The following is a 21,618-nucleotide window of genomic DNA, read 5'->3' as shown; positions in this document are numbered from 1 at the left end:
GCACAGCAATATGAGGCCTTGCATAGGCTGAAATAAAAACCTGTAATTTTTTAAACGAGGTGTTTGCTGTTGGAAAAACAATCAATCCATCATGAAGACAGAAACGTGCCGCAGCCTATTCGGAGTGACGGAGCCGGAGCGATTGATGCGGGTCCGCGAAATGTGATGCGGGATATTCAAAATCCGAATATACTTGTTCCGCCTGTTACAGATGAAGGCATGATTCCGAACTTGAGATTTTCATTCTCAGATGCTCCCATGAAATTAAATCACGGCGGCTGGTCGCGTGAAATCACCGTCAGGCAGCTGCCGATTTCGACCGCCATTGCAGGAGTAAATATGAGCTTAACCGCTGGAGGCGTACGTGAACTTCATTGGCATAAGCAAGCGGAATGGGCTTATATGCTTTTAGGACGGGCCCGTATCACCGCGGTCGACCAAGAGGGACGAAATTTCATCGCTGATATTGGCCCAGGCGATCTTTGGTACTTTCCAGCAGGGGTTCCGCATTCGATTCAAGGATTGGAACATTGCGAATTTCTGCTCGTCTTCGATGATGGGAATTTTTCTGAGTTTTCAACGTTAACCATTTCAGATTGGCTTGCACATACACCCAAAGATGTTCTGTCTGCAAATTTTGGTGTCCCAGAGAATGCTTTTCACTCTCTTCCTTCTGAACAAGTCTATATCTATCAAGGGAATGTCCCGGGATCAGTCGCCAGTGAAGATGTACAGTCACCATACGGAAAAGTCCCCTTGACCTTCAAATATGAGTTGTTGAATCAACCCCCTATCCAAACGCCAGGGGGGAGCGTCCGAATTGTGGATTCTTCTAACTTCCCGATTTCCAAAAACATAGCAGCAGCACTTGTTCAGATTGAGCCTGGCGCGATGAGAGAGCTTCATTGGCATCCCAATAGCGATGAGTGGCAGTATTATCTGACAGGACAGGGACGCATGACCGTATTTACCGGAAATGGCACTGCCCGCACATTTGATTACAGAGCAGGTGACGTTGGATACGTGCCTTCTAATGCTGGGCATTATATACAAAACACTGGTACAGAAACGTTATGGTTTTTGGAAATGTTCAAAAGTGACCGCTATGAAGATGTGTCACTTAATCAGTGGATGGCATTAACACCTAAAGAACTGGTGCAGAGCAACTTGAATGCCGGAACAGTCATGCTCGACTCTCTGCGTAAAAAGAAAGTGCCTGTTGTGAAATATCCCGGCACATAAATGATCAAGTTAAATACTCAGAGGCTGAATTTAGTCCTAAGCATTTCAATAGAATACGATATTAAATCCCTATGTATATTACGTTATGTAGGGTTTTTCTGATTGCATCGTATTGAGATAGGCCTTAACATGTTTATATGGAGATGATAACCATTGTTAATTGACCATTTATAGGATGGTTTAAAATTCTATCAATACGGAGGACGAGAATGAAAACACTCACATTCTTATCCAGTTTGACGGCTATTGGAGTCTCAATCTTGGGGCAATGGCTAGGAGTGCTGGATGATTCTTATGCTGTTGGTAATGCTTGGTTTGTAGGTGTTTTAGCTGGTTTGATTACACTTCTTATTTTGATTGACAGTCAAGTGATGACAAAAAATTTCATCGTAAGTTTAAGTACAATTTCAGGTGTTCTGGGAGTAGGATTTTTATATTTTCCAGCTGCAATCATCAACATTTTTTTAAGCATTAATTTGGACAAGAAAAAGGACCTTACGTGAGGATAAAAGATTCTTTAATGTATTTCTTAGGAGGGGAATCGCATGGATTTACCCACATGGGCTTATATCATATTTACAATCATGGGTGCTGCAGGTTTTCTAAGTTTAATGTGGTTCAGTTATTTTTCTGACAAAGCTGAAAAGTAAAGTGTGATTTTAAAACCCTTGCATTTCTGTAAAGGGTTAATAAGTTTACATAACAATATTATTTTAAACAAAAAAATCAATCAACCAATTGATCTGTGTACTAAATATTCATTTTAACTAGAATAGGATGGCACTAAGAAAAAGAACTTCTTTACATCATATTAAAATCGAGACTCAATCACTGCATATGATACTGTTCATCCAAAAAGATTAGTCAATAGATATTCAGCATCATGACAAGATCCAAGACCTTATTGATTGACGTTTATATTGATCAAAGTCTCCAATCAAAAGGGCGGGGGAAACGATATGAAAAAGTTTTTACTCACTACAATTAAGTCTGAAGGGCATTGATTCAAGTGTTTTAGGTTATATAGAGCGGGTAGAAATTTAATATTAGCGCCAAGCTTTCTTTTGTCTTTGCTGAATGATGCAGAGACAACATGATTTGTTAAAATAAATATAGAGTCACAATCACTCATTGCGAAAGGGGAATGTTTATGTCCAAGACAGCGATCGTTACAGGTTCTGCAGGCGGATTAGGGAGAGGCATCGCAGAGAGACTATGTAAAGATGGTTTTCGTGTAGTGCTGCATGACATCAATGAAGCAGTGCTGAATGAAACGGTTTCGGCATTCAAAGAAAAACACTTTCATGTGATTGGAGTGAAAGGTGATGTTTCGAAACGCGATGACCAATTCAATTTGGTTAAAGAGGCAGTAAATCAGTTTGGCCGTTTAGATGTTTTTATAAACAATGCGGGTATTGAAGCTGTTTCACCATTTTTAGAGATATCAGAAGAGCAGCTGAATAAATTATTTCAGGTTAACGTGAATGGAGTTGTCTTTGGCACTCAAGCAGCTGCTGACCAGTTTATGCAACAAAAAACAAAGGGGAAAATTATTAACGCATGCAGCATAGCGGGGCACGAGTCATTTGAAATGCTGGGCGCATATTCAGCGACAAAGCATGCGGTGAAGTCTTTTACACATTCAGCTGCTAAGGAGCTGGCGAAGTATAATATAACAGTGAATGCATATTGTCCGGGAATCGCCAAAACGAAAATGTGGGACAGAATTGATGAGGAAATGGTAAAACACAGTGATGATTTGCAGCCAGGGGAGGCTTTTGAAAAATTTTCTTCCAATATAGCTCTTAAAAGATATCAAACACCTGAGGATGTTGCTAATTTGGTATCATTCTTAGCTTCAGATGCTTCGGATTACATTACCGGTCAAGCAATATTAACTGATGGCGGCCTAGTTTATAGATAACATAAAACTACTTGCGATAAACTGTTATAATAAGAAAGCCGATTGAGACGTTATCATGAAAAGGCAAATACGCTTTTTGGTAAGTATGGTTTGACCTGCCTGGACTTGATGGGGTGTAACAAGATCCCTTAAATATAGCCAGTACAAAAAGAGGCTCGGCGTTTGTTGCGCAAGCCTCTTTTGTGTCAGTAGCCGAATACCAGAGTTGTACTTTGTGATCCGGCAAATTTCGTGACAAATTCTTTTGTATATTCCGGCGTTTGAACTCGGTAACTGTAATTAGAACCGGGATTCCAGAAGGTCAGCGGAGAGGTTTGCTTATTGAGAGACGGGTAGCTGCCTGTATCCTTAAAATAACCAGTACCTTTGTCATCGAGGATTCCGCCTTTTTCACTGCCTTTGCCAAAGTAATTATACTCGGAATATATTCTGGCTTTTGTAGCAATCGTAATCGCCTGATTAAAATTGTTGCTGTAATTGTTTTTAACATGAAAGTATCCGTATCTCATGAGACCCGGGCCTCTTACATACAAGTTCTCAAAATAATTATTGGCAATTGTCATGTGGGGATAGCCATCATATTGATGCTGCGAATCATCTGGGTATCCTAAAATCAAACCATATTTATGATTTGCGAATTTTGAGTTGCTGATCGTGATATAATCTGCTGATTTTCCGATATACAGGAGTTTGTCCAAGTCATTTCCGCTTGCATTATAGCTGTGGCCTGAGAATGTGACATGGTCAATCCAATAGTTGGTACCGGAATCTAAATAAAGCTGGATATCATTATTTCCGTTAATCTGCGGACTGTGTTCAAATGTAAGGTTTTGAAAAATGACGTTGCCGGATGAATATGAAGCGGTTAAATAAATATTTTTAAGGGTTTTTTTCGCGAAAGAGCCTACGAGTGTTTTATTTGAGCCAATGGCAACTGTTGTTTTCGAAGATGCAGAAAGGTCATTTTGAAGCACTAAAATTTTCGGAGTGGATCCTCCTAGATGGACTTTTAAATCGTTTACGCTTTGAATGTAAACGATCTGACCGTTTTTGCCGCCCGTTGTGCTCGCTTTAGAAATGCCTTTTTCGTTTTTAGCATTTCCGGCAAACCCTAAAAGCCCATTCGTTGAGGTGTTTGGAAAATCGACGGCACCTAACGCTTTTCCAGGCAAGAGAATGAATAACAAACTGAACATGGCGAACCATAAACAACATCGTTTCATCACAATATGCTCCTTTTCGATTTTTTAATCATTTCTTTGCGAGGATAATTATTACAATAAACAGGCGGGAAAGATAGGTTCGATTTTCCTGATTAATTCCTTATAACCTAAAAATATACATATTGTGCTAAAAGTCACATCAACAATTGTAGAAAGGATTGATACATCGTTGACTGCAGCTGCGTATCGAAACATCTTGCTTTCACTTTTATGTTTAACAGCTGGAATTGTGGATGTAATCGGGTATTTAAGCCTGGGACACGTGTTTACAGCTAATATGACTGGAAATATCGTATTATTGGGGTTAGCTATCGGCAAATCTCTTCAAGTCACCGTTTTTAATTCTTTGACTGCGCTAATCGGATTTATGTGCGGTGTGGTTATTTCAACACTGATGGTCGGAAAGGCAGAAAATACGCTTTGGCCGTCTGCTGTGACAAAAGCGCTGGCGCTAGAAGCATTTATTTTGTTCGTCTTTGCTTGCCTATCTTTTTATTCGGCTTTTGTTCCTGTATACATTCTTATTACTCTTTTGAGCATTTCCATGGGGATTCAAACAATAGCAGCCAAAAAGCTGGGGGTCGCAGGTATTTCTTCAACTGTGCTGACCGGGACATTGGCATCTCTTTTAGAGGATTTGTCCGGGCGTTTGTTTTTTAAGAAGCAGAAGAAGACATTCATAAGAGATACGGTGTTAAGAGCGCTGGCGATTATCTTGTATTGTGTGGGGGCTATTATTGTAGCTTTAGCCGTGCCTGATTTATATGACGTCATCATTTGGGTTCCGATCGTGCTGATATTTGGCATCATGATGACAGCTAAGCTGAAACTAAGGCGGGGAAAATAATATCTCTTAACACGCCAACAGCCCGTTTCTTTTTCGTTTAAGGCCATACAATACAGTCAGCAAATCAAAATAAGACATTCGGCTGACGGGCATACTCATTCATTCGTATGGTCTGTTTCATAAAAACCCTTCCTTTGATATATGAATGGTAGTGAATATGTCTTAAAATTATCTATGAATCTATTTCCTCTTTCAAACCAGATGGATTGAGTTTTATAATGATAATGATTCTCATTTGAAATCTGGGTTGAGGAGGATATGTATGAAAAAGAAAATCAGTGCGATTGTTGGTGTGGTTTTATTGATGATTCTTTGTTTTTCCCCGCAAGCTTCGGCAGCCTATGAAAGTATGCACGAAGGTTATGCCACGTATACAGGGTCAGGGTATTCAGGAGGAGCTTTCCTGCTGGATCCTATTCCTTCCGATATGGAGATTGCTGCAATCAATCCGGCAGATCTCAATTACAAGGGAGTGAAAGCGGCACTCGCAGGCTCTTATTTGGAAGTGCAAGGGCCAAAAGGAAAAACAATTGTTTACGTTACCGATCTGTATCCTGAAGGCGCCCGGGGAGCTCTTGACCTGTCACCTAATGCCTTCCGAAAAATCGGCAATATGAAAGACGGAAAAATCAATATTAAATGGCGTGTTGTCAAAGCCCCGATTACCGGTAAATTCACATATCGAATCAAAGAAGGCAGCAGCAGGTGGTGGGCTGCCATCCAAGTCAGAAATCACAAATATCCTGTTATGAAAATGGAATATGCTAAAGACGGAAAGTGGATCAACATGGAGAAAATGGACTATAACCATTTTGTCAGCTCGAATGTAGGGACAGGCTCTCTCACAGTCAGAATCACTGACATCCGCGGAAAAGTTGTGAAAGACACCATTCCGCAGCTGCCTGAAAGCGGAACGTCCAATGCATATACAATACCGGGGCATGTACAATTTCCTGAATAAAAAATACGAAACAGCGGACTTTTTTCCGCTGTTTTTCATATGAACAGATATCAATCATCAGCATCTCCATGCAAAAATGCTTTAATCATGTTCACCTGCTGCTGCATTGGATAGCTGTTATACAGCCTGCTTGAAATCCGAATGGGATCTCCGAAAAAGAATCTTTCGTAGTGAGTTTGCCTTGTTCCAAATGAACTCATCGTTAAATCCCACGCCAAGCGGAAGATTTTCACACGCTCCTCAGCATCTGTATTGGTTGCTTGAAGGTATTGGTCAAGATCTTCCCGTATCTCTGAGTCAAACGCATTTTCTGTCGGCAGCGTCACCATTCCGCTGGCACCAATTAACTGAATGATTTCAGTAAAACGAGGATATAGAGTTGGAATGATTGTACTGATGACTTGAAGAGGAATTAAACTGGGACGCATATAGCCGGTTTCATCTAATTGTGCGTCATTTTCTGATTTGTCAATGAGTGCTTTGATTGTCTCCAATCCGACAATGATTTCGGAGAGCTTTTCATGTATATGCTGATATTCAGAAACATTAATGGTATCGACCAAAAGCTGTGCAACGCCTAATAGAAATTCAATTTTGACCATTTGCCTAATGACGACCTGATGAAAGGTAAAGGCATGAAAAGAGCTTCTCGCCATAAAATCATTAGCTACTTCAACATTATCGTAAAAAAATACACGATTCCAGGGTACCAACACGTGATCAAAAACGACGATTGAATCCATTTCTTCATACCTTGAGCTTAAGGGGTGATTAAAGGCAGATTCACTTAATACAAACGATTCTCTTGTGATGAATTTCACACCTTTTGTGTTAGAGGGAATCGAAAAGGCAAAAGCTTCATCCTTTTCAAAATAAAATTTCGGTGCCGAAAAAACCAAGATTTCATCAGTTAATCCACCTTGAGTTGCAAGCAGACGTGCGCCTTGAATGATCAATCCTTTTTCCGTTCTATCAATGACTTTAGCGGATATCGGCTTTTCACTGATTCCAAAATAGGACTGTGACCGGTCCACTTGGGGGGTAATGAAGGTATGGGTAAAGGAAAGATCGTGTTTAGCCGCTTTCTGATACAAGTTTAGTATGTGTTCAGGAAAGCAATTCTCTTTTTCTCGTAAAAGCTCTGCTGATGATGCAAAGCTCATCATCACCGTATTCATATAATCCGGACTTCTCCCCATCATTCCGTGAGTATGTCTAGCCCACTGTTCAATCATCTTCCTTCTTTTTCTCAAATCGCTCTTAGTTTTAGGCTGGAGATAGGAAAGACCAATTCGCTCATGATCTCCAGAAAGACGATAAGTCATGTCGTTTATGAACTCATCCTTCGTTTGCAAATCATAAAGAGAGCTTTTTGTTTTGATAATTCCTTTAAACGCAGGATGATCAGAAATGTTACCCTCTATTTTTTTGCCATCATACCAAATTTCGTTTTCTAGTTCGTTCAATCGGTCAATGAATTCTTTTCCATTGATGATCCCCATTTGACGTTTCGCTCCTTCAAATATGCTCGCAGGATCATTATATTTTCGAAAGAACAGTCTGTTCAGCCAATTTGAGATCGGAAAAGCCTATTTTAGTATCCGTTATAGAAAAAGCGAAAAAGGACGAATGGCCAATACCATGCAGACAAAGCAGCAATGCTCTCCGCAGACGGTTTTATTAGCATTAAATGCAGCAAGGGAAAGGATTTGCGGTGGTGGCAGAAGAAGTTCGCAAATTGGCTGAGGAAACAAATTAATCTGCAATCACACATTCGATGGTAACATCTATCCAAAATGAATCATTTGAAACGGTGAATACCATCAAGGTTGTACCTGAAAATGTGAGCCCAGACATCGTTCTTTCTCAAGAGACAACAGGGAATTTCAATGAAATACTGTATCTGGTAGAACAGTTCACTTCTCAATTACAAGAAGTCGCAGCAGCAACTCAGCGCTTACATCAGGTGTTGAAGTAATTCAGCATGCAAAAGAAACACCAGTGAATACAGAAGCAGTAGCAACATCGTCACAGGAACAGCTCAATTCAATGGAGGAAATCTGCTGCGCTGCAGAATCGCTACCCCAATTTGGCGGAAGAACTTCAAACCGTCATTAATCGTTTCAAATACTGATTAGATGACATGACGTTTAAACCCCATCTTATTCGGTGGGGTTTTCATCTTTTCAGCCATTTAACTAAAAACGGAACTAACTTCCTTCTTTCAAGTTAGCTCCGCTTGAATGACTAGTCCAAATTTTGATCGATAGTCCCCTCAAAATAATCATCGCTCACTTGTTCATGAGTTTCAGCCAAACCTTGTTCTAATTGCGTGTTTCCTTTATAATCTGAGAGCTCAAAGTATTTCCCGGCTACATCCGTTGTGTCATTCATGTTTTCTTTGTTATGAGCTTGTGATCCGGTGTTTACACTTTCAGTCTCATTGCTGTTTACAGTTTGCTGAAAATCATATTCCTTGTCTAATGAAGAAAATCTTTTATAATCATCAGGTCTGTCGGCTCCATTTTTTTGAGTCACTTTATTTCCTCCAGATAATTGAAATGTTAGTGCGGGCATAAAAACTTATTTCGTTTTTTTAGCATCTGAACCATGTTTTTTAGAGACATCTGCTTTGAAAGCTGTCTCAGTCTCATGGTCATTTCTTGTTTGTTCAATACTTGAATTTTGAATTCCCTTTTTACTCATTGGTTTCACTCCTTTTCGAAAAGTGTTGACATATCAACTCTTCTTATTTTGTCTGTTGATCAGGTATTCATGCGCTTTTTTCATTCGCGATTCCCCAATCAGGAGAGGCGATCTTCATGCCCAGCGTATTTTCTAATAAAAGAACGTATTTTTGGAACCTTTTATTAACGCATGTCGTATAGGATGTTGGGGATGAAATGAGGATTAAACAGTATTGAGAATCATCAAGCAGGAGGTGAAAAAATGAAAAAAATCGTATCATATTATCTAAAGACATTAGGTCTATCCAGCCTTACGTTTGGTTTATTTTTAGGAATTTATTCTTTCGTTATGTATGGCGAGATGGTAATGGCATTGTTTACGGCAGCAATTGCTTTATTATACGGTTTTATGATGTATGGCATTTTCGCTTTTCCACTGCAAATGATGTTGCAGAAAAAAACGAGAACATTCAGTGTCATGTATCTATTGATTTACAGTGGGATAGCTTTTATCGCGGTTTTCCTGTTTTTGGTCATTGGTGACCCTGCGTCAATAGCATGGACATTGCAATCGTACATTTATTATATGTTATGTATTGCAGCTGCAGTGATTTACTGGTTCTGGGACTCTCTGATCCTTTATAAACGGACAGTTTCAGGCGTGTCAAGCAAACCAGAGAACTGAAGTTGAATATGGAAATTGACGGTGATTCGGGATATTGCACTAACATTGCTGCGTCAATTTCATAGTTTAAAAAATAAATCCTCCGCGGATAAAGGTACAGTATGGGAGCAAAATGAGATCATTCAACCCGAATTGGTTTGCTAAGTGTTTTACGATACATACGTTTATCAAGATCATCAATCAAAGGGGATATAAACAAAAACGATCATTGCGGAACGGGGATCTTGAGCCGTTTGAGGAAAGAATATTGATGGGGATTTATCGTTTATCACAGAGTTATACAGCAAAGCTGAGGAGAGCGTGACAACGAATCTCGCTCTCCTCAGTTTTGTTTTATTCACCTTGATGTTTCTCAACTAATGTGAATGTCCATTCTTTTAATAAATGTTTCTGCACATATTTTTTCCCGTTTATTTCGATGTAAGGAATGTCTGTCTTGTCCCCGGCTAACTGCTTTGCCTCTGCTGTCGTTATTCCTAAAAAATGTCCGATGTAAAAGAAAATATCCCGTTCCTTTATAAGCAAGATATCATTCTGTTCATTCCCTTTTTGATGGTTCATTTGCTTTAAGCCTTCACCGATAAAATATCCAGCCAAAGCAATACCGATTCCTAAAAAAACGTCCATGTGTATGCCTCCATTATGTCGATGTTATGTTATACGAGCTTGGCATACTCGGGGTTTCATATTTTGAAACAAAAAAGCGGTCAGAGCGTGCTTTAAGTGTTTTTTCACGCCTTTTCAATCTGCACGCGGCCTGAAAAAAAGGTGGCGCCGCCGCCCATATCGGATAAGCGGTCTGAGGTAAGCGCGTTTACAAGCTGTTTTTTTCCTGGTTCATCCGCCCATAATCCTTGGCTGACTACGACACCGGACAGTACTTGTTCCCCGACTGAAGCGGCAAGCTCGCATTCTCCCCGGCTGTTCCAAATTCGTACAGGATCTCCATCACCGATTCCGTATTTTTTAGCATCTTTTGTATTGATAAAAAGCTTTGGCATCTTTTCAAGCTTGATATGCTTTGCATTGTTGGAAAACGTTGAGTTTAAGAAATTATGGTTTGGCGCCGGAACATACATAAACGGATACTCGTCATCGGATATAAGAGGGGTATATGTCGGTAAAGCCGGGAAGCCGTCTTGTTTCATTTTTTCTGAATATAATTCTATTTTTCCGCTTGGAGTCGGAAGTTTGCCTGGAAACAGGGGCTTTTCGCGTTTCGCTTTCATAAATGAAAACTTAGAAAGGGAATCGTAACCAATCTCAGTCAAATACGGATTATCTGGATGGTCAAGCGCCTGACGGATTAATTCTTCATCTGAATCTTTGAGCTCCTGGTCTGTGAATCCCATTGCTTCAGCCAGTAATCGGAACACCTCAGTATTAGACTTGCTTTCTCCATAGTTCTCAATCACCGGCTGCTGAAGCTGAATGTAATGGTGCCAGTAGGAGGTATAAAAATCAGTGTTCTCAAAAGCGGATGTTGCAGGCAGTACAATGTCCGCATATGCAGCCGTTTCCGTTAAAAACAAATCATGAACCACAGTAAACAAGTCTTCCCGCAGCAAGCCCTGTCTGACTTTGTTTGCTTTCGGCGCGACGACGGCAGGGTTTGTTCCGTAAATAAAAAGAGAGCGGATAGGCGGATCTGTTTCCAAAAGCACCTTGCCAAGCTGATTCATATTAAACGACCTCGGTGTGCGTCCTTTCAATAAGTCGGGCCGCTGCAAGGCATTTGTGTTATATTCTAAAATTCCGCTGTTATGCTTAATTGCGCCGCCCCCTTTATGCAGCCATTGGCCGGTGATCGCCGGAAGACAGGCAATCGTCCTTACAATCATCCCGCCGTTATCGTGATGCTGGATTCCATTTCCGATTCTGATAAAAGAAGGGGAGACTTTCCCATACATTCTTGCCAGCTGATAAATATCTTCAGTGCTGATCCCGGTGATCATTGATACCTTTTCCGGATTATACTGTTTCACGTGTTCACGGAGCTTGTCGTAGCCGACCGTGTATTCAGACAGGAATGCTTCATCGTGAAGGTTTTCTTTAAATAAAATGTGCATGATGCCAAGGGCAAGTGCGCTGTCAGTTCCCGGCTTTATTGGAATAAACCAATCTGCAAGACGCCCTGTCTGATTTTTATGTACATCGATCACGACAATTTTGGCACCTTTTTTTCGCGCTTTTTGGGCGATTGTAATTTGGTGCATGTTTGTGCTGACAGCGTTAATTCCCCAAAAAATAAATAGTTTTGTATGAATGGTTTCCTCAGGATCGATTCCCGCGCTTATGCCCATTGTATATTTATAGCCTTCAGATCCCGCTTTGCTGCAAATCGTCCGTTCAAGCTGGCTTGATCCCATGCGGTAAAAAAAGCGGCGGTCCATTCCTTCAGCTGTCAATTTCCCCATATTTCCGTAAAAGCTGTAAGGAAGTATGCTTTCAGCTCCCATTTCATCAATCAGCTGCTTCCAGCGGGAGGTGATCGTATCAATCGCCTCTTCCCAGGAAATCGGTTCAAATATCGCTTGGCCTTTCGCGCCTGTCCGTTTAAGCGGTGTAGTCAGCCGCTTTTCATCATAGATGCGCTCCGTCATGTTTCGAACTTTGTTGCATATGTTTCCAGCTGTGACAGGATGATCGGGATCTCCCTGCACTTTCACAATTTTTCCGTCTTTTTTATGTATTAACAATCCGCATTGATCCGGGCAGTCAAGCGAGCAAACGGACTTAAAAATGCCATTTTGTTGTGTAGCAAAAGATTTTATGGCCCAGTTCCTCTCTCTAGTTAGATATTTTGTAAGAATTATAACATTTCGGATGATAACGTCAATTCTGAAAAAATAGATTAACATCAATCTTGGAATTCTTTATGATAAACGTATTCTTTATTCTGAAAATGATATATTCAACATTTTCTATCCAGAGAGGTGGAGGGACCGGTCCAATGAAACCTTGGCAACAGTATTGTACCAATTCCAGCAAGCGTCAGCTTGAAAGATAGGAAAGCAAGGTTTATACCGGCGTCTGTCTGTAGACAGGGCACGCTTATATATGATCTCTTTCCATCTTCGGAAAGAGATTTTTTTATGAAAAAATATGATGAAAAGGACGTTTTGCACCATGACGTTTTTGGTTACAGCACCATACAACAAAGAAGGACACAAAGAGCGAGCTTGAAACATTGTTCGGCTCGGTTTGTTATCAATCCTAGGAGGAGCAAGGCCGGGCATACCGGGAAGTTGAAATCATTCAGCTATTAAAAGAAACACATACGATAGGTTTGATTACTCAGCTCGATCAAGTAACAGAGAACGTATTTTGAACTGATGAAAGAGAGTGCGATTTTCGTCAATACTTCAAGAGAGGTTGTGGTAAACCGCATTCATATACCTGTACCTGAGGAAAAAGCAGTACAGGAGGAATCATCTCCTCAATATGCATCTTAATCAGAAAGCGCCCTGTTTCAGGGGCGCTTTTTGTCCTTTTCTTGTGGAGAGAGCTGACAAACTTAACTTTCCTGAAGGAGAATAGACAATATGTTGACATTTAATCGAGAAGTGTTATGATGTTATAGACAATATATTGTCTAACGAGGAGGATGAGTATGGATTATTCAAAAGAACTGAAAGATTTATTTTTAATGCAACAATCTTACGCTACACTTTTTTCTGTTTTAAACAAAATCCAATCACGCGGAGACGATTATTATGAAAGCTTAACGTCAAGACAATTTATGACGATGGTTGCCATACTGCATTTACCGGAAGAGGAAACGACATTTAACAACATCGCAAAAAAATTAGGCACTTCAAAACAAAACATCAATAGGCTTGTCAGTAGTATTGAAAAAAGAGGTTATGTCATTACTGTTCCGAGTAAACGCGACAAGCGAGCGGTTAATGTGAAGATTACTGATTCAGGCAAGCGTGTCATGGAGGAATGCGGTGAAAAAGCGGTGTACTTTATGGCAGATCTATTTAAAGGGTTTTCTACGGAAGAGCTGGAAACATTGTGGGTTTTATTGAAGAAACTGTACAGTTTTGACGGAGAGGAACAGGATGGCTTTGAAGAAAACGCTGCTGATTTTGACATTGAACAAAATCGGGACGATTTGAAAACAAATTTATTGCAGGAATTCTCAAAACGGAGAATGTAAAAAGGAGAAATATATGAACAACATGGCGGCTGTAGAAAATTTGAAAATACAGTACGGAAACAAAACAGCGGTAAATGGGATTTCTTTTGAAGTGAGAGAGGGGGAAGTTCTTGGCTTGTTAGGCCCAAATGGTGCTGGGAAAAGCACCACCATTCACGTGTTATCCGGAGTATTGTCGGCCAGTTCTGGCAACGTGACAATACTGGGCCACAATGTGAAAAAAGGGTCAAAGGAAATGAAGAAAGGCATCGGAATTGTACCTCAAGATATCGCGATTTACAAGGAAATTTCCGCTGAGAAAAATGTTCGTTTTTTTGCGAGTCTTTATTCTCTTAGAGGAGAAGAACTGAAAGCCCGAGTCAGAGAGGCTTTGGAGCTCGTACAGCTATATGACCGGAAAAATGACAAGCCTAAGACGTTTTCAGGCGGGATGAAAAGAAGATTAAATATCGCGTGTGCCATTGCACATCAGCCGAAATTGATTATCATGGACGAGCCCACTGTAGGAATCGATCCGCAATCCCGGCATCACATTTTGGAATCGATAAAAGAGCTGAAATCAAGAGGAGCGAGCATTATTTACTCGACACATTATATGGATGAAGTCGAGGCGATTGCAGATCGCATTATAATCATGAATGAAGGGAGAATCATTGCCAATGGAACAAAAGAAGAGCTGTACAAAGAAGTGAATAAAGAAATGACATATGCTTTTCAGCTGGCACATGTTCAGAAATTAAATAAAAACGCTATTAGAAAAATCAAAGGAGTGACAGAAGTTGATTTCTCTGACCATCAACTACAAGTGACCGTTCAGCAAAACCAGGATCACCTGAGTGAAATCATAGCAGAATTGGGTGCCCAAGGCTGCGGCATCCTAAGCATGAACAAAAAAGAGGCATCGTTAGAAACAGTATTTTTAGAGCTGACGGGAAGAAATTTAAGAGATTAGGAGAGCAAAATGAGTCTGTTAAAATTGATAACGTTTGATTTTATGAATATTATAAGGAATCCGGTTCTTGTGATCGCCAATACGGTCTTTCCTTTCGTTCTTATTCTGATCATGGGCTTTGTGACGAAAAACAGCTTTGGAGCAGGCGAGGTCAGTTCGTATGATTATTATGGAGTGAATATGATGGTTTTTGCTGCAACACTGATCGCTATGACCGCCTCTAATACGTTTATGGAGGAAAAGGTGAAGAAAGCGAACCTCCGTATTGTATATGCGCCCGTTTCGACAACCGATATTTATCTTTCTAAATTACTATCAACCTGGATATTTAGTGTCATCATGTACAGTTTGAATGTGTTGATCGCCCAGACAATGTTTCATTTGAACTTTGGCGGACAACATCTTCCCTATTTCATGCTCTTATTGTATGTATTTTTATTTTTTGGTTGTTGTTTTGGTACAATGTTTTGCAGTTTGTTCAAAAATGAAGAACAGGCGAACGGGTTTATGCAAATTCCGATAGCCTTTTTTATTTTCTTTGGCGGCGTTTTTTTCGGGATTCATAGATTGGGAGAAGTCGTCAATCATATATCACTACTTTCTCCGGTTAAATGGGTAACAGAGTGTTCATTTCATCTTATTTATGATCACGATTCCAGTATGCTGCTGCCTGTTATGTCAGGACTATTTTTTGCTTCAATCATTTGTATTGCCGTTTCACATGTTACATGTAAGTCGGAGGGATATGTATGCTGAGTCTATTTCAAAACAGATGGGAGCGAATCTTGACCAAAAAAGCGATTATCATCATTACAGTGATCATTGTCCCTCTGATGGTTGGTGTTGCGATTATGTTTTCCGGAAAGCCGATTTTCAAAGAAACGATTGCTTTTGTAACAGAGCAGGACGACGTACAGCATATGCCGAGTGATTCTGCTTTTAGAGTGGTGGCGGTACATCAGAAACCGACGTTTTCTGATCTGGTGTTAGGGAAATATGCAGCTATCGTAGAAAAAAATCAAGGTGATTACAAAGTAACCACGTTGAAAAGTAAAGCGGATCAAAAGAGAATTCAGCAATTTTTTAAAACTGGAAAAATGCGAGGCGGCTACTTGGGAGAGGATGAATTAAGGGCTGAAAGGGGAACAGGAACGAATATCTTGGGCTTTATCGTAATGCTTGTTTTGATGCAAGGTGTGGCATTAGCTTCGTTATATCCAGAAGACCGAATGCTCAAAACCTTTAGAAGGATTTTGGTGTCTCCCGTACATGTGGGGAAATATTTGCTTGTTCAATTTATCTTTACGTTTTTATGTCTATACATACCCACTTACTTGGCCATCGTGATTACAAAAGTATTTTTCCATGCTGACATTGGTTTCCGTTTGGACATTCTTGCTGGGCTACTGGGTGTTCTAATCATGCTTGCAACAGGATTTGCTATCTTTATGGCTTCTGTTATGGACCGAAACATCAGTTTGGTGTCAAGCGGTATCAGTGTGGTCACATGTGTATTGTCAGGCTGTTTTCTTTCTTTTGCTCCGCATCATCCATTGTTGAATACGCTTTGTGCGATACTGCCGCAACGAGCGTATATGACTTTTATTCACGGGGTAGAAATGGGACATACAATGTGGGAATACAAAACTCAAGTTGTTTATATTTTGATGTGCTCGGCTGTATTTTGTTTCCTTGGAGGTTTTATCACAAGAAGAAGGACTATTAAAGGGATTTATGAATAGTGCAGATGAACATGAGATGTATAGGTTTCTGTGCATCTTTTTTACTTGTTGTTTATGCTGTATCAATCATTATGTAATAAAAGTTTAGAGGTGAAATCTGATCAAGAATCGGGTGCAGCTTCACCGATATTGTTTGCTGTCGCATGCAGCTGGCCATAGCCGCTATCGTCGCTGGCAAAAATCACTTCATCTTGTTGAGTTGTCAATTGGCATTGTGATCACGATTACAAATTTGTTATGTGTTAGACTTGTTTCTGCTTGTACCGAACGGTATATTGTTGTTTTGCGGTGACTCTTGCTGTAGTGATGAAGGCTCTTGTAGTGTTCCATTTGTTGTTATTCCTCCACTAAGTAACTTTCCCGTTTCATTACCAAAATCCCCGTTAATATCACCATCATTAGCAATTCCGGGTTTTCATTCATATGGTAGCGTAAACCTCATATTTACCTATATTAAGAAAGGAATTGCGTATATATGGATTTTCCGGATGAAAACAGTATTTTTAATAGCAAATCCGCAATATTTCTTGCAGCAATGAGCTATCAGACATATCCATTCTTTTTAGAAGGGAAACTTATCTTACCAGAAGGCTTTAAACTTCGATATACCATTCGTGGTTTTGCTGACGTAGAGAATCCTGCGGAAGAAGTATTCGGTTTTATTGCTGAGTCGCAAGATCAAATCGTTATAGCGTTTAGAGGATACGCAGCATATCCTAAGGATCTTTTAGCATCCTATGACATATTTCAAGTTCCCTATCCCTACGTTAAAAATGGCGGAAAGACCTCTCGCGGATTTACATGTCTTTATCAATCAACAAGAAACAATTTACTCAGACAAATAAACAAACTTTCCACGTCAAAAAAACTGTTTGTTACTGGACACAACTACGGAGGAGCCTTGGCAACATTAGCTGCTTTTGATATTGCAGTGAACACTGGGTTTAATCATCCGTTCTTGTATACGTATGGCAGTCCGCGTATCGGTGACCCTGTCTTTGCTTCTCAATTCAATCAAGTGGTGAAAAACAGTTTGCGAATTGTAAATATTCATGACTCTTTTCCAACTTTCCCCGCAAAAAAGTATCCACCACCTTTTACGGAGGAAGGATTATACTATCACCATGTAAAAACAAAGTATCCAATCTCTTTTCAGTTGAATAATACGCCGCGTAATGATGCGATCGCCTGTTATTTTAAATACCTCAGTAAAATGAATCCAGATTTCTCCGAAATATTATGTGATAAAAATCCAGGGTTTTGTCCTGATACTGAAATGTGTACTCCGTTTCGAGGAACATGCTAGGAATATACGAAAGGAGCTGCGTGGATGAATAGTTCAAACTTATACTATATGTTTAACCGTGAGGATTCGATATTGTTATCGGCCATGATCTACCAGTCATATCAACTCTTTGAAAAGGAACCACTTGTCTTGCCAAAAGGATATAGCCTTCGATATACGATACGAGCTCTTGCGGGTGTTGAGGAGCCGGAATCTGAAGTATTTGGTTTTATTGCCGAGTCACAAGATCACATCATTGTCACTTTTAGAGGAACCCGAACATTTAAGGACAATGAGTCGGACCAGGACTTATATCAAGTGCCATATCCTTTTGTCAGACATGCAGGAAAAACCCATCGTGGATTTACATGTATTTATCAATCGACAAGAAATGAATTGATTGGGGAATTAACCAAGCTTTCTGCAACAAAAAGATTATTAGTCGCAGGCCATAGTTTAGGCGGAGCTTTAGCCGTGTTAGCTGCTTTTGATATTGCGGTGAATACCCGTTTTAAACATCCTTTTGTGTATACGTATGGCAGCCCTCGAGTCGCTGACCCTCTCTTTGCATCCCAGTTCAATCATACGGTAAAGAATAGTATTCGTATTTACAATGTCCATGACATTATTCCTACCTTGCCGGATCAAACATATCCGCCCCCGTTTACAAAACAAGGCTTATTCTATCAGCATGTAGACAAGAAGGTTACGCTCTCTTTCCAGCTGAACAGTTTACCTGTTCGCAATCATGAGATTGTCTGTTATTTTAAAAACCTCAGCCGACAAAATCCTGCCTTTTCCAAATCATTATGTGATGAAAACCCGGGATTTTGCCCCGATACGGAATTATGCGTTCCATTTATGGGGATATGCAGTGATAAGGCATCCGCAAATCATTCAAGCTCACAAGAATAGAACTTTGTTTCGGCTCCTGCCTTGCACCCCATGAAGGTTTCTATAAATGTCAACAAGCCAGGAACAGCACCAGGCTTAATATTCGTTGCCCCCTATACTGTGTTCGAGTCGACTATGGTTAGGCAAACAGGTGCCCTGATCATAGATCAAGCTGTTAACCCAGTCTGGTTTAGACCTCTTGATAGTCGATTTACACAAAATACGGACTTTAGAGTACAATCCTACAAAGGGGAACCCGTTCTTACCATGTGGCAAGGAACAATATCTGGAACTCAGTCTGCAGATCCTAATCTACCGGCGGGGGATCCGGAACCTGGAGCTTTTTTTCAAATCATAAATCAGAATTATAAAGTGATTAAGAAACTCACCGCCAAAAAGGGATTTACCTCTGATGGTTTACGATTACAAAGCAAGATACCGTTTTGTTTACTGCTCTGAAACAAGTGCTAGCGGATCTCACATTGTATGGAGGTCCGGCAGATGGGTATTTTGACAATTATTCCATTCAGAAAGTTGATCTTGAGACAGGAGAGCTTCTTTTCTTCTGGAATGTGCTTGCTCACGTTGATCCTGAAGACTCAATGTTACCTGCGTCATCTGCCGCAAGCTCTCATAATATTTGGGATTGTTTCCACGTGAATTCAGTTGAGGAAGGCCGGACAATACACTTCTCATAAGCATGCGTAATACGTGGGCGATTTATTTAGTTGATAAGAAAACAGGAAAGATTGGCAGGTAGCTTGGTGGCAAAAAAAGTGACTTTACTTTTGATCCAAACGCAACATTTTCTTGGCAACAGGATGCACGTTTTAGGTCTCGAACTCGGATAAGTCTGTTTGATGATGCATGTTGCGCTTCTTCAAGCTCTCCGCCTGAGGGAGAAGCCCGTGGTTTAATCCTTCGGCTCGATTTCCATAACATGACTGCAAAAGCAGATCGAACTTATTATCATGGTCCAGAGCTGTATGTTCCAAGTCAAGGAAATGTTCAGAAACTATCAAATGGAAATCAATTCGTCGGCTGGGGACAGGAACCGTATCTTTCTGAATATAGGAGTACCGGTAATAGTGAAAAAGATCCTACGTTGAATTGGTTATATGATATGCAGTTTCCGGATCAAAATCTTTCATATAGGGCGTTTAAGGACAAATGGGTAGGTTTGCCGCTTTATCCACCCAGCATTGCCGTAAATCCATTGTGTGAAGATGCAGCCATTGTTTATGCATCATGGAACGGTTCGAGTGAAACTGCAGCTTGGCAAGTATTAGCTGGTCCAAAACCTAACAAATTGTCTGAGGTGGTAACCGGCGCTCCTCGAACCGGATTTGAGACAGGGATTTGAGACAGATATTCTTGTTCAATCGATTGGTCCATATTTTCAGGTGAAGGCATTGAATTCTTCTGGCCAAACCATTGGTACATCGCAGATTATTCATGCGGAGCAAGAAAAAGAAGAACCACATGCTGTGATGTGATCTATCGTCCCGTGTTAGAGGCTGACTGCTGCCTCAAGGACTCGCTGACCTAAGGTTAGGCCAGCGAGCTTCAGGTCTAGCACGTACATGCAGGCGCAGTCACCAAGAAGAGTGTGTGTGAAAAGGACGGGGGTCTGCATGCAGATAAAAGAGAGGATTTGTTCATTCATTTGATTTTAAAATAGAATATACGTTTGTATCATAAGGGATTCCATTTTGATACATGTATTGTCTTAAGACGCCTTCTTTTTGGAATCCCTTTTTGACGAGCAGTCGATTTGATGCTTTATTTTGGGTAAATACAACTGCGCCAATACGCTTCAGGCCAAGGGAAGCAAATCCGTAGGATATAACCTCCGAAATAGCTTCTGATGCAAATCCGTTTCGCCAATGCGCCGGGATGATTTCGTATCCGAGCTCTGCACGCTTGTGCTTTTGAGCCAAACCATGGAATCCGATTGTTCCGATCAATTCTTTATTGTTTCTTCTTTCTATTCCCCATCGTATACCGCGTTTCTCTTGATAAAGAGCGGCAAACGTTTTGACCATTGAAACGGCCTGTTCTATAGATTCCATGTTTTCTAGTCCGTAATAGCGTGTCACCTCATCGTTTGAAAAGCAGGAAAAAATGGCTTCTGCATCTTGATCTGTGATTTGCCTAAGTGTCAGCCGCTCCGTTTCTAATACGGGAAACATTTCACCACTCCCCATGTTTGTGTTTTTGTTTATCATATCCCTTTTATTTCCTCATTTCTATAGTGAACTTAGACCCCTAGGGAGGCAAAGGAACGAATCTGTCTTTCTAATTGCTTTTTGTTTTGGCTGAATTGTTTCAAACGATGGCCGTTTGCGCCTGATGGATGAGGGAAGCCATGAAGGCAGAAAAGGTTCTTGAGGCTGTGCGGGCCGATCAGTGTTCCGCAGACTGTTTCGGCTGCTTTTCCCAGCGGAATGAGAAGAGCCGGTCCCGTCACTTTATTGAGCTCCGCAGGAAAGTGCCCAAAAGCATAGGTGCTTAGGATTGGAGAGCGAGTGATGGCCGGTCTGTATCCGGTATAGTTTTTTTGCTGAACGAAGACGGGATATTTGATAACGGAAGTAGTATGAAGCATATGCCGCAAGTCTCCAAAAAGCTGTGCGGCACTTTGAATGCCTAAAGCTTGAGGAAGCCCGCATAAATTGAGCATGGATAATAAGGTTATGCCTCATCGAACCTGAAAGACCCGCCGCTTTTTTCGTGTCTGCCGCCATTTGCTCAAGAGATCTGCCCTCCCGCAGGCTTTCTACGGCTGTTTCATACGCTGTTTTCATCTGTGAAAACCCTGGCGTGATTCCGGCAATCACAATCGAGGCAGCCCGGTTGATATATTCATTATGAGGTGAATAATAGATGCCAAGTTCGTTTTCCTGATGGAGACGAAATGAATCAGTAAGCAAATCGGATTTGGTAAGGGAAGAAGGGAGAGAAGGCAGTTTCTCTGCGAACTTCTCTAAACAGCTGCGGTTTATCATCAT

Annotated in this window: 20 protein-coding genes, 4 pseudogenes and 1 riboswitch; of the genes and pseudogenes, 16 read left to right on the top strand and 8 right to left on the bottom strand. The window is 40.7% G+C overall.

Annotated features, from left to right (window positions below):
* Nucleotides 1-63 precede the first annotated feature (63 nt).
* The 3 genes from oxdD (at nt 64) to G4P54_RS10745 (ending at nt 3,166) form a co-directional block, all read left to right on the top strand.
* A complete protein-coding gene (oxdD, locus tag G4P54_RS10755; protein ID WP_167872647.1) occupies nt 64-1,242 on the top strand; it encodes an oxalate decarboxylase in 1,179 nt (392 codons plus the stop codon).
* A gap of 209 nt (nt 1,243-1,451) precedes the next feature.
* Nucleotides 1,452-1,745 (top strand): hypothetical protein, encoded by a 294-nt coding sequence (locus tag G4P54_RS10750; RefSeq protein WP_024715439.1) that lies wholly within the window; start codon nt 1,452-1,454, stop codon nt 1,743-1,745.
* 647 nt (nt 1,746-2,392) lie between these two features.
* Nucleotides 2,393-3,166, top strand: coding sequence for an acetoin reductase (locus G4P54_RS10745; RefSeq protein ID WP_167872646.1), 774 nt, complete (start codon nt 2,393-2,395; stop codon nt 3,164-3,166).
* A gap of 185 nt (nt 3,167-3,351) precedes the next feature.
* Here G4P54_RS10745 and G4P54_RS10740 read toward each other — a convergent pair whose 3' ends face one another.
* The gene (locus G4P54_RS10740) at nt 3,352-4,389 is read right to left on the bottom strand and encodes a polysaccharide lyase family 1 protein (RefSeq protein WP_167872645.1); all 1,038 of its coding nucleotides are present in this window, start codon (nt 4,387-4,389) and stop codon (nt 3,352-3,354) included.
* Nucleotides 4,390-4,558: 169 nt separating this feature from the next.
* On the opposite strand from G4P54_RS10740, the gene G4P54_RS10735 reads away from it, so the two are divergent.
* Both G4P54_RS10735 and exlX read left to right on the top strand, forming a co-directional pair.
* Nucleotides 4,559-5,236 (top strand): YoaK family protein, encoded by a 678-nt coding sequence (locus tag G4P54_RS10735; RefSeq protein ID WP_167872644.1) that lies wholly within the window; start codon nt 4,559-4,561, stop codon nt 5,234-5,236.
* A gap of 262 nt (nt 5,237-5,498) precedes the next feature.
* Entirely contained in the window at nt 5,499-6,197 is a 699-nt protein-coding gene (gene exlX, locus G4P54_RS10730; protein ID WP_167872643.1) for an expansin ExlX, read from the top strand.
* Nucleotides 6,198-6,247: 50 nt separating this feature from the next.
* Here exlX and hpaB read toward each other — a convergent pair whose 3' ends face one another.
* Nucleotides 6,248-7,699 (bottom strand): 4-hydroxyphenylacetate 3-monooxygenase, oxygenase component, encoded by a 1,452-nt coding sequence (gene hpaB / locus G4P54_RS10725; protein ID WP_167872642.1) that lies wholly within the window; start codon nt 7,697-7,699, stop codon nt 6,248-6,250.
* Nucleotides 7,700-7,890: 191 nt separating this feature from the next.
* Between hpaB and G4P54_RS10720 the strand changes: the two are divergent.
* Nucleotides 7,891-8,331: pseudogene (locus G4P54_RS10720) on the top strand (methyl-accepting chemotaxis protein); the annotation flags it as partial.
* A gap of 113 nt (nt 8,332-8,444) precedes the next feature.
* Here G4P54_RS10720 and G4P54_RS10715 read toward each other — a convergent pair.
* On the bottom strand, nt 8,445-8,735 hold the full coding sequence (locus tag G4P54_RS10715; RefSeq protein ID WP_167872641.1) for a YozQ family protein: 291 nt from the start codon (nt 8,733-8,735) through the stop codon (nt 8,445-8,447).
* A 45-nt stretch (nt 8,736-8,780) separates the two neighbouring features.
* Complete coding sequence (locus G4P54_RS10710) at nt 8,781-8,903, bottom strand: biofilm-forming protein (protein ID WP_167872640.1); 123 nt, start codon at nt 8,901-8,903, stop codon at nt 8,781-8,783.
* A 243-nt stretch (nt 8,904-9,146) separates the two neighbouring features.
* On the opposite strand from G4P54_RS10710, the gene G4P54_RS10705 reads away from it, so the two are divergent.
* Nucleotides 9,147-9,569 carry a UPF0715 family protein gene (locus G4P54_RS10705; protein ID WP_167872639.1) on the top strand — a complete coding sequence of 141 codons (423 nt, stop codon included), beginning with the start codon at nt 9,147-9,149 and terminating at the stop codon, nt 9,567-9,569.
* Between the two features lie 333 nt (nt 9,570-9,902).
* On the opposite strand, the gene G4P54_RS10700 is transcribed toward G4P54_RS10705, so the two are convergent.
* Both G4P54_RS10700 and G4P54_RS10695 read right to left on the bottom strand, forming a co-directional pair.
* Nucleotides 9,903-10,196 (bottom strand): hypothetical protein, encoded by a 294-nt coding sequence (locus G4P54_RS10700; RefSeq protein WP_024715448.1) that lies wholly within the window; start codon nt 10,194-10,196, stop codon nt 9,903-9,905.
* 104 nt (nt 10,197-10,300) lie between these two features.
* Complete coding sequence (locus G4P54_RS10695) at nt 10,301-12,343, bottom strand: molybdopterin oxidoreductase family protein (protein WP_167873864.1); 2,043 nt, start codon at nt 12,341-12,343, stop codon at nt 10,301-10,303.
* Between the two features lie 147 nt (nt 12,344-12,490).
* A riboswitch (SAM riboswitch) is annotated at nt 12,491-12,582 on the top strand.
* A gap of 116 nt (nt 12,583-12,698) precedes the next feature.
* Between G4P54_RS10695 and G4P54_RS21295 the strand changes: the two are divergent.
* The 9 genes and pseudogenes from G4P54_RS21295 to G4P54_RS21485 form a co-directional block, all read left to right on the top strand.
* Nucleotides 12,699-12,897 (top strand): annotated as a pseudogene (locus G4P54_RS21295) (hydroxyacid dehydrogenase); the annotation flags it as partial.
* A 285-nt stretch (nt 12,898-13,182) separates the two neighbouring features.
* Entirely contained in the window at nt 13,183-13,734 is a 552-nt protein-coding gene (locus G4P54_RS10685; protein WP_069839350.1) for a MarR family winged helix-turn-helix transcriptional regulator, read from the top strand.
* A 13-nt stretch (nt 13,735-13,747) separates the two neighbouring features.
* Entirely contained in the window at nt 13,748-14,686 is a 939-nt protein-coding gene (locus G4P54_RS10680; protein ID WP_167872638.1) for an ABC transporter ATP-binding protein, read from the top strand.
* Between the two features lie 9 nt (nt 14,687-14,695).
* A complete protein-coding gene (locus G4P54_RS10675) occupies nt 14,696-15,442 on the top strand; it encodes an ABC transporter permease (RefSeq protein ID WP_167872637.1) in 747 nt (248 codons plus the stop codon).
* The gene (locus tag G4P54_RS10670) at nt 15,436-16,428 is read left to right on the top strand and encodes an ABC transporter permease (RefSeq protein ID WP_167872636.1); all 993 of its coding nucleotides are present in this window, start codon (nt 15,436-15,438) and stop codon (nt 16,426-16,428) included. Before G4P54_RS10675 ends, G4P54_RS10670 begins: the two co-directional genes overlap by 7 nt.
* A 475-nt stretch (nt 16,429-16,903) precedes the next feature.
* Complete coding sequence (locus G4P54_RS10665; RefSeq protein WP_024715453.1) at nt 16,904-17,734, top strand: lipase family protein; 831 nt, start codon at nt 16,904-16,906, stop codon at nt 17,732-17,734.
* A gap of 24 nt (nt 17,735-17,758) precedes the next feature.
* Entirely contained in the window at nt 17,759-18,628 is an 870-nt protein-coding gene (locus tag G4P54_RS10660; protein WP_167872635.1) for a lipase family protein, read from the top strand.
* A 443-nt stretch (nt 18,629-19,071) separates the two neighbouring features.
* The gene (locus tag G4P54_RS21490; protein WP_277348623.1) at nt 19,072-19,305 is read left to right on the top strand and encodes an arylsulfotransferase family protein; all 234 of its coding nucleotides are present in this window, start codon (nt 19,072-19,074) and stop codon (nt 19,303-19,305) included.
* A 128-nt stretch (nt 19,306-19,433) separates the two neighbouring features.
* Nucleotides 19,434-19,970, top strand: a pseudogene (locus G4P54_RS21485) (arylsulfotransferase family protein); the annotation flags it as partial.
* Nucleotides 19,971-20,265: 295 nt separating this feature from the next.
* Here G4P54_RS21485 and G4P54_RS10645 read toward each other — a convergent pair.
* Both G4P54_RS10645 and G4P54_RS10640 read right to left on the bottom strand, forming a co-directional pair.
* On the bottom strand, nt 20,266-20,799 hold the full coding sequence (locus tag G4P54_RS10645) for a GNAT family N-acetyltransferase (protein WP_167872633.1): 534 nt from the start codon (nt 20,797-20,799) through the stop codon (nt 20,266-20,268).
* A gap of 68 nt (nt 20,800-20,867) precedes the next feature.
* Nucleotides 20,868-21,618, bottom strand: a pseudogene (locus tag G4P54_RS10640) (hypothetical protein).

Origin of the sequence: Bacillus tequilensis (assembly GCF_012225885.1) — a bacterium.
In the GTDB taxonomy this organism is placed as follows: domain Bacteria; phylum Bacillota; class Bacilli; order Bacillales; family Bacillaceae; genus Bacillus; species Bacillus tequilensis.
Note: the sequence above shows the minus strand (reverse complement) of the source record. Positions and strands in the feature narration are given on the sequence as shown.

Excerpts from the sequence above, each read along its gene's own strand:
- G4P54_RS10750 (WP_024715439.1), top strand. The coding sequence starts at position 1,452 with ATGAAAACACTCACATTCTTATCCAGTTTGACGGCTATTGGAGTCTCA.
- G4P54_RS10745 (WP_167872646.1), top strand. The coding sequence starts at position 2,393 with ATGTCCAAGACAGCGATCGTTACAGGTTCTGCAGGCGGATTAGGGAGA.
- G4P54_RS10740 (WP_167872645.1), bottom strand. The coding sequence starts at position 4,389 with ATGAAACGATGTTGTTTATGGTTCGCCATGTTCAGTTTGTTATTCATT.
- exlX (WP_167872643.1), top strand. The coding sequence starts at position 5,499 with ATGAAAAAGAAAATCAGTGCGATTGTTGGTGTGGTTTTATTGATGATT.
- hpaB (WP_167872642.1), bottom strand. The coding sequence starts at position 7,699 with ATGGGGATCATCAATGGAAAAGAATTCATTGACCGATTGAACGAACTA.
- G4P54_RS10710 (WP_167872640.1), bottom strand. The coding sequence starts at position 8,903 with ATGAGTAAAAAGGGAATTCAAAATTCAAGTATTGAACAAACAAGAAAT.
- G4P54_RS10705 (WP_167872639.1), top strand. The coding sequence starts at position 9,147 with ATGAAAAAAATCGTATCATATTATCTAAAGACATTAGGTCTATCCAGC.
- G4P54_RS10700 (WP_024715448.1), bottom strand. The coding sequence starts at position 10,196 with ATGGACGTTTTTTTAGGAATCGGTATTGCTTTGGCTGGATATTTTATC.
- G4P54_RS10685 (WP_069839350.1), top strand. The coding sequence starts at position 13,183 with ATGGATTATTCAAAAGAACTGAAAGATTTATTTTTAATGCAACAATCT.
- G4P54_RS10680 (WP_167872638.1), top strand. The coding sequence starts at position 13,748 with ATGAACAACATGGCGGCTGTAGAAAATTTGAAAATACAGTACGGAAAC.
- G4P54_RS10675 (WP_167872637.1), top strand. The coding sequence starts at position 14,696 with ATGAGTCTGTTAAAATTGATAACGTTTGATTTTATGAATATTATAAGG.
- G4P54_RS10670 (WP_167872636.1), top strand. The coding sequence starts at position 15,436 with ATGCTGAGTCTATTTCAAAACAGATGGGAGCGAATCTTGACCAAAAAA.
- G4P54_RS10665 (WP_024715453.1), top strand. The coding sequence starts at position 16,904 with ATGGATTTTCCGGATGAAAACAGTATTTTTAATAGCAAATCCGCAATA.
- G4P54_RS10660 (WP_167872635.1), top strand. The coding sequence starts at position 17,759 with ATGAATAGTTCAAACTTATACTATATGTTTAACCGTGAGGATTCGATA.
- G4P54_RS10645 (WP_167872633.1), bottom strand. The coding sequence starts at position 20,799 with ATGTTTCCCGTATTAGAAACGGAGCGGCTGACACTTAGGCAAATCACA.